We start from the raw sequence: 13,110 nt of genomic DNA on the forward strand, positions 1-13,110 counted from the left end.
CATAGGCTCTCTGACCAATAGATAGTTTCGCCTCGCCGAAGTATCCTCTTTAGTGTACTACCCCGAGTTACTCACAGTCGTAGGTCCGACCGCTTGCGGTAAGACAGCGCTCGGTGTGGCTCTAGCGGAGGAGCTTCACGGAGCCATCCTTAGTGGCGATAGCAGGCAGGTCTTCGTCGGTATGGACATTGGCACTGGCAAGGATCTAGACTCCTACACCACGGAGCGAGGCACTATTCCCTATTACCTTATTGATATTGTCCCAGCAGGGCAACCGTTCAACCTCTTTGAGTATGTACGGCTCTTTGACGAGGCGTACCACGAGGTGGTCGCACAGCAGCTCAAGCCGATCTTCGTTGGTGGATCAGGGCTCTATGTCGAGCAGGTTCTGCAGACGAGACCCATGCACCAAGTACCACCCGATGCCGCTCTGAGAGAGGAGCTAGAGCTACTCAGCCTAGACGACCTGAGAGCCATCCTCAGTCGCTATCCACGCATAGATCGCATGGACCCAAGCTCGGCACGCAAGTGTATCCGGGCCATTGAGATAGCGAGGCACTACGCTCAGCATCCTGAGGCTTACCAGGTTTATCAGCAGGCACTCCGTGAGGCGAAGCGACAGAAACCTCCGCTCATCATCGGGCTACGCTTAGCACGTCAAGAGATCATACGACGCATAGACCAGCGACTGCAGAGCAGACTGGAGGGAGGGATGGTCGCAGAGGTGGAGCGACTGCTTGACCAGCACGTTCCCGCAGAGACACTCATTGCGTACGGTCTAGAGTACCGCTTCATCACCTTCTATTTGCAAGGGAAGCTTAGCTACTCCGAGATGGAGAAGCAACTAGCTACAGCCATTCATCAGTTTGCCAAGCGGCAGATGACTTGGTTCCGAGGCATGAGTCGTCGTGGCCTACCGATACACTGGATCGATGGGCATCAGCCGGTCACTTATCAGCGAGACCGAGTGCTACGACTGCTTAAGAGTTTGTAAGGGGAGAGAGCGTGCTAGAGCAAGCCGTTTCTCCAGAGGTAGATGATGCGCTCCGTGACCGCATCGTCCTCAACATGCTCAGGGTCAAACTTAACGTCTAGGTCGCCTCCATAAACCTTCGCAAAGAGGTTGTACCATGTCGCAGTAAGTCCTCCGTAGATAGACTTAACGATCTCATACCCCGTAGAGCCCGTCTGCCTATTGACCAGCTTGATGAGGAGCCGTCCCTGTCCGAGCGTCAGATCCTTCATTCGTGGGGTGTATTCCTTGACCAACTCCTTCTTGACACGAGCTAGATGTGCCCGGCGCTCACGCTTTGTGGGTAGCGTCTCGGCATATTCGTACGTCTCGGTGATCATCCGGCTGAGTTCCTCCGCGATGGGTAGGACCTTCTTAACGTCTCGTACGCGTCGCCAGTAGGCATACCGCTCAGACTTAGAGAGGGGTTTGTGCGGAGTGCCCGAGACATGTATCTCGGGTAGCAGGATGCCGACGAGATCCTCCTCAGCAAGCGTGTCGGGAGCTTGCACAAGCGGCTCACCGATGGCACTGTAAATCGGAGAGAAGTCACTACCCCGCAGAGCTTTAGCCGATAGAAGCAAGAAGGGAATCAGCGATATGGTGAAGAGCTTAGAGAAACATTTCATAGTTGCAAATGGGGTGTCTTATGAGAGTATTTGTTACCTTTGTCAACTGACATGAAGTACTAGACAAAGATACAACTAATTGAAGTATCTCATATCAATCTTACTGACGAATCATACTATGACTTATAAATCTATCATAACCAGCTCACTACTAGTGCTTGCCATCTTCTTGGGATGTGGCATATCTAGTTGCACTTACAAGAAAGGCTCTACTACGATGACAGAGCAAGATCTCAACTTTAAGGACTTTACGGCGGTCAATGCGAATCATGGCATCGAGCTTGAGATCACTCAAGGCGCAGAGTACTCAGTGTCGGTCTCTGCTTCTAAGAAGTATATGGACGATCTCAAGATAGAACAGGAAGGCGAGACGCTCTATGTCAGCTTGACCAGCAAAGGTAAACGACTCCTTGACACCGACGAGATCACCGTACACATCACGATGCCATACATCACGCAGTTAGATCTAGCGGGAGCTGCTGAGGCTTGCTTCTTGGGACGCTTTGAGGCGCCGCAATTCACAGCTCACCTATCGGGCTCCTCTAACATAGAGGATCTCGCCGTCGTAGCAGACGAGGTGAGCATCGAGGCGACAGGCGCTAGTGAAGTGTCAGGCACCGTACAGGCCACACGAGCCAGGATCAATCTCTCGGGCGCTTCTGATCTTGACATCCTAGCCGATCAGCTCAGCCAGATGACGATGCAGCTTGCAGGCAGCTCGCAGGCTGAGATAAAGGGATCCGTAACCACTCTGCAAGCTACGCTAGCGGGCGCCTCTGAGATCGATGGCGAAGAGCTGACTGTATCAGACCTAGACATATCCCTCGCTGGAGCCTCCTCGGCTGAGATTCGCAACAGCGGCAACCTTCGCTACAAGCTAGCCGGCGCCTCTGAGCTCACCATCTACGGTTCGCCCAAGGTCCTCGACTCGCAGAGCGACCGCGCCTCAACCATTGAGATACGCTAACCTACACCTTATCATACTATGTCCTCTATCCGTCGGTTCATAGAGCGTATCACCGGTCAAGTCAAAAGCTTTAGTGCAGAGCACCCCAAGCGTGCGCAAGCTATCCTCTGCGGCTTGATCGTCTTGGGCATGGGGCTCTACACCTTCGTCATCAGTGACTCCAACCTCGGCAAGCAGCTCCGCTACTCGCATCGCATTCAGGCACTCACCGATGAGTGCAAGCGACTCGAAGAGGCTTATCAGAGCGACAGTCTGAAGATAGACAGCTATAAGCAGGACAAAGCTTCGCTAGAGCGTATCGCTCGTGAGGAGTACCGTATGCAACGCCCCGACGAAGTCGTCTTTCTCATCAAGGATAGACCCGACTCAGAGGATAGCGAAAGTAAATGAGTTAGCTTATCCATCTTGACACACACTCTTCTAATAGTACCCTATGTCTCAGCCATCAACCTCTCGTCAACGGGCGATCAATATCTGCTATAAGCTTGGGCTCATACTTATGTTCGGGAGCCTGCTCCTGCACCTTTTCTATCCGAGCGTGCTCTTTGGCTATCTGCTCATGACGGGAGCGCTACTCTACACCATCAGTCAGGCGCTCGTCGACAAGCGTGGCGTAGACCTGCGCACAAAGAGACTACGAGGCATGGCACTCCTAGCAGGGATACTCTTTGTCTCGGGCTCCTACCTCTTTATCGTAGAGCAGTCATACTGGCGACTCGTGCTCATGATCGCGTCAGTCCTACTACTCTACTCCAATACAGTCCTCCTGTACCACAAGCCTCAGGCACCAAAGGATAACCAAGCAGACTAATCACTCCACCTCATGCCTCCCAAACCCACCAAGAATATCCGCAAAGCTCCCCAGCGTGAGCGCGTCTACAGCTTCACAGCGACTGAGCCGGGCGCTCTCCTCGAGCTGCTCTTCCAACTACTTCCACAGTTAAGCCGCACGACGGTCAAGCAGTTCCTGCGCAATCGTTGCGTCTTGCTGGCCGGGGTGACGACCACACAGTTTGACGCACCCGTCGCCATCGGAGACTCCATAGAGATCTACAATATAGGTACCGCCGAGGAGCTACAGCACCCGCTCATCGAGGAGCTTTATCGTGACGAGCAGTTCATCGTCCTGCACAAGCGCCCAGGCATCCCCACTATCTCCGTGGGAGGCGCCAGCAAGAGTAGCCTCTTTCAGGTAGTGACGCATCATCTTAAGAAGGTTGATCCCAACGAAAAGATCTTCCTCCTGAACCGTCTCGATCGGGACACCGAAGGAATCATCATCGTAGCGCGCGATCGACAGCTACAGCAAGACCTGCTAGCCGAGTGGCGTAGCTTCGTCCTCGTCAATAGCTTCGAGGCGGTCGTCCTAGGCGCTCTCGACACCAGCAGTGGTGAGCTAACGACCCGCCCCACGAGGGATAAGAAGAGAGGCTCGGACAAGCGTCGCGCCTCTGCCTCATCTGACAGAGACAGGAAGCCTGCCACCTTTAGAGCCAGCTACGAAGTACTATCCACGGGTCCTTACATCACGAGACTAAGTCTCTCACTACTCACACGTAATAACAGTATCCGCTCCACACTCGCCAGCATAGGGCACCCGCTCCTGGGGGATCACCGAGCCAGCGACTCCATCGCCCCAGACCTCAGCAAGTACCTAGCGCTACGCGCCACCGAGCTAATCATCTTCCATCCCATCAAAAGACAGAAGATGCTGTTTACCATCGACACTCCCTTTGTCAACCTAGACAGGATCGCCCAGACACGTCTCACCGCAGCCCAAAAGGAGGCTCTCGTCATCGAGGAGAGCGTGTCGCATCAAGACAAAAAGCACTTTAGCAAACAGCAATAAAACCATTCTTACTCCGAAGGTCATGAAGCAACGCATAGCCTACATATTCCTGTTCTTTAGCATTCTCTTTGCCACCGGCGCCACCCTCGTCGCACAAATGGGTGGAATGGTCAACCCCGTCAAGTTTTCGCAGCAAATTACCGACGACGGCAAGAAGATAGTCACGGTCTCCATCACCGCCCGCATCATTAGTGGATGGCACCTCTATGATCAGAACCTACCCAAGGGTGGCCCCGTCCCACTTACGTTTCATACAGACAAACTCGTCGGAGCTAAAGCTCTCGGAGGCTTCAAGGCAAACAAAAAGCCCAAAAGCTACATCGACGATATCTTCAATGTCGAGGTTCGCGAGTTTGACGGTAGCGTCACCTTCTCCCAGCGGCTCGAGATAACCGATGCCAAAGCCTTTGCTTACGAAGGCTACCTCAAGGGTCAGGCCTGCCAAGACAACTGCGTGCAGGTAGACTACGACTTCAACTTTAGCTCCAAGCAGCTCTCCAAGCCACTGCTCGCCTTGACAGCGTCCAGTCCATCTGATCAGGCGACAGAGGAGACGACTGCTACAGACGCAGAGGCAAAGACCGATAGCACAGAGACGACAGCGCTCGCAGCGACCGACTCGCTCTCCGCTGGAGCTACCTCAGGGAGCATCTCAGAGTCAAGCTACTGGGCGCCCGTCGTGGATCAGCTCAAAGCTTATGGCGATCGTAACCAAAAGCAGTCCAATGCGAGTCTTCTGTACATCTTCATCTACGGCTTCCTCGGTGGACTCATCGCTTTGATCACTCCCTGCGTATGGCCTATGATCCCGATGACGGTGAGCTTCTTCCTCAAGCGCACCAAGTCTCGCAAGGCTGCCATACGAGATGCGATGATCTACGGCCTCTCCATCATCATCATATATGTAGCTCTAGGTCTGATCATCACGGGTATCTACGGAGCTAACAAGCTAAACGATCTAGCGACCAATGCTGTCTTTAACATCATCTTCTTCCTTATACTCGTTCTCTTTGCCGTCTCCTTCTTTGGCGCCTTCGAGCTAGTCCTACCGTCTAAGTGGACCAACAAGATGGACTCCAAGGCAGACAGCACCACGGGTCTACTCTCCATCTTCTTCATGGCGTTTACCCTAGTGTTGGTATCCTTCTCCTGTACAGGTCCTATCATCGGTACCCTACTCGTACAGGCTGGCACCTCAGGCGAGGTTATTGCGCCCGCCATCGGCATGGTCGGCTTTGCGCTAGCACTGGCACTACCCTTCTCGCTCTTTGCCATCTTCCCCAACATGCTCCAGAGCATGCCGAAGAGTGGAGGCTGGCTCAACTCTGTCAAGGTAGTCCTCGGCTTCCTAGAGCTAGCGCTCTCGCTCAAGTTCCTCTCCGTCGCCGACCTCGCTTACGGCTGGGGCATCCTAGACCGCGAGACCTTCCTCGCACTCTGGATCATCATCTTCGCACTGTTAGGCTTCTATCTCCTCGGCAAGATACGCCTACCGCACGACACCCCACTGGAGAAGATTAGCGTCTCTCGCCTCTTCATGGCAATCATCTCCCTGGCCTTCTCCGTCTATATGATACCAGGTCTGTGGGGCGCTCCGCTCAAAGCCATCTCCGCCTTTGCACCGCCACTCTACACGCAAGACTTCAACCTATATGACGGTGAAGTACATGCTCAGTTTGACGACTTTGACGCTGGTATGCGCTACGCACAGGAGAGTGGCAAGCCTGTCCTACTAGACTTCTCAGGCTATGGCTGTGTCAACTGCCGTGAGATGGAAAATTCCGTCTGGATCGACCCCACCGTCAAGGGCATCCTCGAGAATGACTATATCCTCATCACCCTTATGACCGATGACAAGACCGCACTGCCTAAGGTCATTGAGGTAGAGGAAAACGGCTCCGTCAAGAAGCTCCGCACCATCGGAGATAAGTGGAGCTACCTGCAGCGTAGTAAGTTTGCCGCTAATGCGCAGCCATACTACATCGCCCTCGATCCTGCGGGCAATCCTCTGAGCCCCTCGTATGCCCATGACACCGATATCAGCAAGTATATCGACTTCCTCAAGGGTGGGCTCAAGGAGTATGAAGCTCGTCAGAAAGAGCCAGCACAGTAGCCAACTCCCATAGTTACTTAGAGCGAGTCTCTGCCACTTTGATGGTAGAGACTCGCTTATTTTATGGTATAGCGAGCAGGTCATTTTACCTAGGTTAAGGTATTGACTGGCGCAGAGATAGCTCCTACCTTTGCAAACAGAAATACCAACATAACGTTTCAAAGCAAATGAAGAAAACTGGACTATACTTCGGCTCCTCTACGGGGCACGTTGAGGGCATCGCAGACAAGGTTGCCCAGCTACTTGGGATTGACGCAGCAGACGTACACAACGTAGCTGATGCTACGCCAGAGTCTGCCATGGAGTACGACCTCCTCATCCTCGGCTCCTCTACATGGGGCTATGGCGACCTGCAGGACGACTGGGAGGGCTTCCTACCCAAGCTCGCTAAGCAAGATCTATCTGGCAAGCAGTTTGCCGTCTTCGGTTGTGGTGACTCAAGTAGCTACTCTGACACCTTCTGTGATGCTATGGCAGAGATTGCAGAGCAGGTCAAAGCTGCTGGTGCTACCCTCATCGGGCAGATCCCCGCTGATGGCTATAGCTACGATGCTACACGCTGTGAGGAGGACGGTCAGCTCATCGGCTGCTGTCTAGACGAAGACAACGAGAGTGACGAGACAGATGATCGTCTCGACACTTGGGTACAAGCAATCAAGAAGGCATAACGCGCATAAGCGAGCCTCTTTCATAATTCTTTTTTTCTGTTAGTTAAGTGTGTATGTCGACCGAGTGGGTGATGCTGAGTGACAAGGTTTACGAGTTTCAGAAAGGAATACGTCCTCTATTTCTCTGCACTGTAAGCAGAGAGGTGGCACCTCTCCTTATGAGACGCTTGGAGCGTGCTGGCATAGCTTACCATCTAGAGGAGATTTCTAGTGTGTCACCGCGTGTCAATCTCTTCTTTGGCAAGAAGCTATGTATCGCCATTATCTCTGAGATGGTGAAAGGGCGATCCTTGACGATGCTCTCGCCTGAGGAAGACTTTATCCTCGGCACCCTGCTCGGCTACGACACGTGTCAGCAATGCGAGCGTTATCAGCGACGTAAGCAAAGCGCCAGACAGGTAGTCGCCAGCTAGCAAAAAAAAAACGGCATCACATAGTTAGGCAGTCGGATGGTATCGGAGATCTCGGAGTAGTCTGAGCGATTCGTTATCATCTGATTGCTTTATAGCCGTATGTAGTCAGGGCTAACGGACCATCGCCAACAGCTTGTTTCAAATCTCTCCGGAGGAAATCCCAAATTCCTCCGTAGATATTTCTGATTTGCTACCTAGGAAATGGACAAATTCTTCGGACTTATTTTTTGATTCCTCCGAAGTTTCATTTGATTCCTCCGAAGAATTTTTTATTTCCTAGGTAGCTATTGGGCAAATTCCTAGGTAGCTATTCGGGAAATTCCTAGGTAGGAATCGGGAAGTACTGAAGGCGTGGACGAGTCCCACTCTGTGGGGTCTGTTGCTGTATCTATATTTTTCGTACCTTTGCACCACGTTTTTAGCCCAAAGGGAGATCAGCGCATACGCTATGATCTCAAATGAGGGCGAGCCGCTAGCTCAGTTGGTAGAGCACAACACTTTTAATGTTGGGGTCATGGGTTCGAGCCCCATGCGGCTCACGAACTGTCGCCTAGCACTTTATGTGATACAATCTTCAGATGGTCTCTCGGTAACTACTGGGAGGCTTTTTTTGTTTTATAAGCGTTTTCCCAGCTCGAGAGGCTATAATGCGTCGATGGAGATTCTGCTGCTTTGCGCTATATTTCTTACCTTTGCTCCCAGTAGTTATTAGCCACCTCATGAAGTCTTTGGTCAAACTCGTCCTCGCTATACTTCTTGCCACGATAGCCTGTCCGCAGGACTTGCTAGCGCAGCAGAAAGCTTATACGGTCGTGATCGATGCGGGTCACGGTGGGCATGATGCTGGTGCCTGCGCCTTCGGACGCAAAGAGAAGGACATCAATCTAGCCGTAGCACTCTTGACTCGTAAGTATATCGAGCAGGCGCACCCCGAGATAAAAGTATATATGACCCGATCGACAGATGTCTTCGTCGGGTTACGACAGCGAGCCAACTTTGCCAATAAGAAGAAGGCTGATCTCTTCATCAGCATCCATACCAACTCAGCGCCGAGTCCGAGTGCTTCTGGCACAGAGACCTACGTGCTGGGATTGCGCCGTGCCAATGATAACCTAGCAGTATCCAAGCGTGAGAACCAAGTGATCCTACTAGAGAAGGACTACAAAGAGACGTACGAGGGCTTTGACCCGAACAGCACCGAGAGCTACATCATCTTTGAGTTTATGCAAAACGTCCACCTCACGGCCAGCATCAACGTGGCGAGCGAAGTGCAGAAGTCGTTTGTCAAGCTGGGACGAGGTAATCGCAGTGTACGACAAGGTCCCTTCCTCGTAATACGAGAGACCGCCATGCCGAGTATTCTCGTGGAGCTTGGCTTCATAACAAACAAGGCGGAGTCGGACTACCTCGTCAGTCAGAGCGGACGTGAGCAGCTGGCGCAAGGCATCGCTGATGGCTTCTCTAGATACTACAAGAAGTATATCCGTGCAACTAGCCCCAAGAAGCAAAAGAAGCAAAAGGAGACCACCGAAGCGGCACCTGACGAGGGGCCTACAGCACAGCAAAGTGCCACGACCTCAGAGAGTGAGGAGTACTACCGCATACAGATAGCCTCCACTCGTCAACCGCTAGAGACGAGCGATTCTTACTTCCGCAATCTAACCGATGTGCAGCGTGAGCAGCGTGGCAAGCTTTACCTCTACACGGCTGAGCAGTACACCTCTCTTAGCGAGGCACGACAAGCTCAGAAGCGACTAGCCAAGCGCTATCCAGACTGCTACATCATACGCTACCGCAAGGGCGTAAGAGACAAGGAGATTTACTAAGAGACTCAGCAACACTATGCCACAGAAAAGACTCACACGCCAGACGGTCAAGATAGGATTCTTCACCCTCTTGGCGATCGTGCTCCTATACCTAGGGATCACTTACCTCAAGGGACTCACCATATCTGCTCGCTCTAAGACCTACTATGTCGCCATGAATGATGTGACGGGGATTAATGTGGCTACACGAGTCTTCGTCAATGGTTACAAGGTGGGCTCCGTCCGCAAGCTGGACTACGACTACCGCAACAATGGCGAGACGATACTCACGCTCACGCTAGACCCTAGCATCAAGCTACCCCAAGGTACGCAGGTACAGGTAGCCCAGACGCTCTTTAGTGGTGCTTTGGTCAATCTAATCCTTCCCGAGGTAGAGACAGGCGTTTATCTCAATGCCAAGGACACCATACCTATGTCCACGCGCCGATCCGCTAAGAGCCTAGAGCAGCTACAGAGCGAGTTCGTACCGCGCATCTCTGCCACGCTAAGCCGGATGGATAGCGTCTTGCTACAAGCCAACGCAATCCTATCCAATCCAAACATAGAGCCTACGCTCGCCGAGGTGCGCCAGTCGGCACAGCATATCAACGCTTCGTCAGCTCAACTACAACGGTCGCTGAGCTCGCTCCCAGTGATTATGGAGCGTATCGATCACACTTCGAGCGATGTAGAGAGCTTTGCCTCTAGGCTCGACTCGCTACAGTTGCAGGAGACAATAGCCAATCTAGAGAGCACCTCACGTGAGCTCAAGAGCTTCACCCAGAGGCTCAACCAGTCCAACGGTACCGTGGGCAGACTCCTCAACGAGGACGGACTCTACAACCGCATCGACAGCGTCACGACTAGCCTTGACGCGCTAATCCGAGATATCAAGGCAAACCCGAAGAAGTATGTCAAGCTCTCGCTCTTCTAATCGTTAATCTCTCTATGACACGCAATAAAAAGAAGCCACTTAACTGGCTCGACAAGACACTCTTCGTCCTCATAATCCTCGTCATCGTAGGGATGATCGTAGCACTATCCGTCGCTGATGGAGCCAAGCTCTACGTCCTCCTCGGAGGCGGCGGCTTGCTCGTGCTCAACCTGCTCTTCGTCCTCTACTTCGCACGACGTAATCGACTATAAGCGAGCTAGGATAGGATGCTTTGGAGACTCTTCATCACATTCGTTCGCATCGGGGGCTTTACCTTCGGGGGAGGCTACGCTATGCTTTCGCTCATACAGCATGACGTCGTGGAGAAGAACCACTGGATGACCAACGAGGAGTTCATCGACCTCTTTGCTGTGTCGCAGTCGCTACCAGGGGTCTTTGCGGTCAATATGTCGATCTTCATCGGCTATCGGCTGAAGGGCTATCTCGGAGCGGTGACTTGCGCGATCGGCACGACACTCCCCTCCTTTATCATCATCCTGCTCTTGGCGATGTTTTACCAAGAGGTCAATGACAACGTCTGGGTACAGCGGGTCATGTATGGCATACGTCCTGCGGTGGTGGCGATGATTGCGATCCCCGTCATCACCACGTGGCGCGCGATGAAAGGCACCTGGCGGATGGTCTGGATACCGATCCTATCCGCTCTGCTGGTCTGGCTCATGGGCGTCTCGCCCGTTTGGATTATCCTCGGCTCTGCCCTCGGAGGGATCATTTATAGTGTCATGAGAAGGAAATAGGACGGCAAGGCAATGATCTACTTACAGCTCTTTTGGGTCTACATTCAGATCGGCATCTTCGGCTTCGGTGGGGGCTATGCGATGCTTTCGCTCATCCAAAACGAAGTGGTCTACAAGTATGGCTGGCTCACCAATCAGCAATTCACCGACATCGTAGCCGTCAGCCAAGTAACCCCAGGCCCCATTGGGATCAACAGCGCTACCTACATCGGCTACTCCGTCACGGGTGGCAGCATCCTCGGCTCGCTCCTCGCGACGACCGCCGTAATGCTCCCCTCCTTCATCCTCTGCCTCATCATCTCCCGAAGCTTTCAAGCTTTTAGGAGCAATCGCTACGTCGATGCCGCCTTCCTCGGCATACGCCCCGCCAGTGTCGGACTCATCGCCGCCGCCGCTCTGATGCTGATGATACAGCCAGGGCTCTGGACGCTCCTCACGCTCCCCGCTGGCACGCCGATCACCGTGGATAATATCATCGTCACGGAGAACTTCATCGACTACCGCAGCTTCCTCATCTTTGCCGTGACGGGACTCGTTCTTTACAAGAAGTGGGTTCACCCGATCCTGCTCATAGTCCTCGCGGGCATTGCTGGCGTTTTACTCTACTCGCTATGATCACCCCCCGACTCCATCCCCTCGTTGGCAAGCGAGCTGCCTTCTACACGCTGGGCTGTCGCCTCAACTATGCCGAGACCTCGACCATCGCTCGCCAGCTAGCGACCGTGGGCGTGGAGCGCATCTCTGACGAGCACCACCACACGACGGAGGTGGTCCCTGACATCTGCATCGTCAACAGTTGCTCGGTGACCGACACGGCGGACAAGAAGTGTCGTAGTCTCATCAACCGTCTGCACCGTGAGTACCCCGAGGCGCTCATCGTCGTAACCGGTTGCTATGCCCAGCTACAGGGCGACCAGATCGCACAGATGCCTGGCGTAGACCTCGTCGTCGGGTCGGGGCGCAAAAGCGAAATCGTCTCGCTCCTCACCGAGCTTTACCAAAAGCGCAATCAGCCGAAAGCAGCTACGCCCCACGTAACCGCCCGCCGAGAGCTCCAACACTTCGAGCCGAGCGTCTCTTCGGACGACCGCACGCGCCACTTCCTCAAGGTGCAGGACGGCTGCAACTACTACTGCACCTACTGCACCATACCCGCCGCACGTGGCGTCAGTCGCAACGGATCCATCGCCTCACTGGTGGCGCAGGCGGAGCGTGTCGCTGAGCTGGGCGGCAGGGAAATCATCTTGACCGGCGTCAACATCGGCGACTTCGGACGCTCCACAGGCGAAACGCTCCTAGAGCTACTCCACCAACTGACACAAGTCGCAGGCATCGCACGCTGCCGCATCGGCTCCATCGAGCCAGAGCTACTGACCCCAGAGATCATCCAGTTCGTCGCTGAGACAGCGCAGTTCATGCCACACTTCCACATCCCCCTTCAGTCTGGCTCTGACAACGTGCTACGCCTGATGCGGCGGCACTACGACACGGAGCTCTTTGCCGAGCGACTTAGGCTCATCTACGAGCTGATCCCCGATGCTTTCGTCGGTATCGATGTCATTGCGGGCATGCGAGGTGAACTTCCCGAGCATCATGCCGAGACCTTGGCTTTCCTCAAAACGCAACCGTGGAGCCAGCTGCACGTCTTCCCCTATAGCGAGCGCAAAGGCACCAAAGCTCTAGAGATCAAGCCCGCGGTACCCGCAACCGAAAAGAAGCTCCGCACGAAGGAGCTCCTCGCCCTCTCCAGCGAGCGGCACAACGCTTTCTGCGCCCCCTTCGCTGGCTCCGTCCGCCCCGTTCTCTGGGAGGAGACACGCCACGGCGAGATGATGGAGGGCTTCACCGACAACTATATACGTGTCGCTCAGCCGTACGACCCCGAGCTCGTCGGAGCCATCACCCCCGCACAGCTAGCGCACTGGAGCGTGCGGCGGCAAACCTTCACCACCAAACCATAAG

The 13,110-nt window shown here is 53.8% G+C and carries 15 protein-coding genes and 1 tRNA gene; 15 read left to right on the forward strand and 1 reads right to left on the reverse strand.

Annotated features, from left to right (window positions below; translation table 11 throughout):
- Window positions 1–52 precede the first annotated feature (52 nt).
- Window positions 53–994: a tRNA (adenosine(37)-N6)-dimethylallyltransferase MiaA gene (gene miaA, locus L215_RS0108910; protein ID WP_025884039.1), complete on the forward strand. Its 942-nt coding sequence runs from the start codon at window positions 53–55 to the stop codon at window positions 992–994.
- A gap of 14 nt (window positions 995–1,008) precedes the next feature.
- Here the strand turns inward: miaA and L215_RS0108915 are convergent, their stop codons facing one another.
- A complete protein-coding gene (locus tag L215_RS0108915; protein WP_027451671.1) occupies window positions 1,009–1,641 on the reverse strand; it encodes a DUF4294 domain-containing protein in 633 nt (210 codons plus the stop codon).
- A gap of 118 nt (window positions 1,642–1,759) precedes the next feature.
- On the opposite strand from L215_RS0108915, the gene L215_RS0108920 reads away from it, so the two are divergent.
- The 14 genes from L215_RS0108920 (at window position 1,760) to mtaB (ending at window position 13,109) form a co-directional block, all read left to right on the forward strand.
- A complete protein-coding gene (locus tag L215_RS0108920; RefSeq protein ID WP_025884038.1) occupies window positions 1,760–2,608 on the forward strand; it encodes a GIN domain-containing protein in 849 nt (282 codons plus the stop codon).
- 18 nt (window positions 2,609–2,626) lie between these two features.
- Window positions 2,627–2,998: an FtsB family cell division protein gene (locus L215_RS0108925; RefSeq protein ID WP_025884036.1), complete on the forward strand. Its 372-nt coding sequence runs from the start codon at window positions 2,627–2,629 to the stop codon at window positions 2,996–2,998.
- A 43-nt stretch (window positions 2,999–3,041) separates the two neighbouring features.
- Window positions 3,042–3,419, forward strand: a complete 378-nt coding sequence (locus L215_RS0108930) for a hypothetical protein (RefSeq protein WP_025884034.1) — start codon at window positions 3,042–3,044, stop codon at window positions 3,417–3,419.
- Window positions 3,420–3,431: 12 nt separating this feature from the next.
- Window positions 3,432–4,457 (forward strand): pseudouridine synthase, encoded by a 1,026-nt coding sequence (locus L215_RS0108935; RefSeq protein ID WP_025884033.1) that lies wholly within the window; start codon window positions 3,432–3,434, stop codon window positions 4,455–4,457.
- Between the two features lie 22 nt (window positions 4,458–4,479).
- Complete coding sequence (locus L215_RS0108940) at window positions 4,480–6,570, forward strand: protein-disulfide reductase DsbD family protein (RefSeq protein WP_027451672.1); 2,091 nt, start codon at window positions 4,480–4,482, stop codon at window positions 6,568–6,570.
- Window positions 6,571–6,737: 167 nt separating this feature from the next.
- Window positions 6,738–7,238, forward strand: a complete 501-nt coding sequence (locus L215_RS0108945) for a flavodoxin (RefSeq protein WP_025884032.1) — start codon at window positions 6,738–6,740, stop codon at window positions 7,236–7,238.
- A 71-nt stretch (window positions 7,239–7,309) separates the two neighbouring features.
- A complete protein-coding gene (locus L215_RS0108950; protein ID WP_238296604.1) occupies window positions 7,310–7,651 on the forward strand; it encodes a DUF2023 family protein in 342 nt (113 codons plus the stop codon).
- A gap of 466 nt (window positions 7,652–8,117) precedes the next feature.
- Window positions 8,118–8,190 (forward strand) — tRNA-Lys (locus tag L215_RS0108955).
- Between the two features lie 180 nt (window positions 8,191–8,370).
- Window positions 8,371–9,477, forward strand: coding sequence for an N-acetylmuramoyl-L-alanine amidase family protein (locus tag L215_RS0108960; RefSeq protein WP_025883141.1), 1,107 nt, complete (start codon window positions 8,371–8,373; stop codon window positions 9,475–9,477).
- A gap of 16 nt (window positions 9,478–9,493) precedes the next feature.
- The gene (locus tag L215_RS0108965; protein ID WP_025883142.1) at window positions 9,494–10,390 is read left to right on the forward strand and encodes an MlaD family protein; all 897 of its coding nucleotides are present in this window, start codon (window positions 9,494–9,496) and stop codon (window positions 10,388–10,390) included.
- A gap of 14 nt (window positions 10,391–10,404) precedes the next feature.
- Window positions 10,405–10,602, forward strand: a complete 198-nt coding sequence (locus L215_RS0108970; protein ID WP_025883143.1) for a hypothetical protein — start codon at window positions 10,405–10,407, stop codon at window positions 10,600–10,602.
- A 15-nt stretch (window positions 10,603–10,617) separates the two neighbouring features.
- Window positions 10,618–11,148: a chromate transporter gene (locus tag L215_RS0108975; RefSeq protein WP_027451673.1), complete on the forward strand. Its 531-nt coding sequence runs from the start codon at window positions 10,618–10,620 to the stop codon at window positions 11,146–11,148.
- A gap of 12 nt (window positions 11,149–11,160) precedes the next feature.
- The gene (locus L215_RS0108980; protein ID WP_025883145.1) at window positions 11,161–11,763 is read left to right on the forward strand and encodes a chromate transporter; all 603 of its coding nucleotides are present in this window, start codon (window positions 11,161–11,163) and stop codon (window positions 11,761–11,763) included.
- The gene (gene mtaB, locus L215_RS0108985) at window positions 11,760–13,109 is read left to right on the forward strand and encodes a tRNA (N(6)-L-threonylcarbamoyladenosine(37)-C(2))-methylthiotransferase MtaB (RefSeq protein WP_025883146.1); all 1,350 of its coding nucleotides are present in this window, start codon (window positions 11,760–11,762) and stop codon (window positions 13,107–13,109) included. Before L215_RS0108980 ends, mtaB begins: the two co-directional genes overlap by 4 nt.
- Window position 13,110: the final 1 nt, after the last annotated feature.

The organism is Porphyromonas uenonis DSM 23387 = JCM 13868, from assembly GCF_000482365.1.
Classification (GTDB): domain Bacteria; phylum Bacteroidota; class Bacteroidia; order Bacteroidales; family Porphyromonadaceae; genus Porphyromonas; species Porphyromonas uenonis.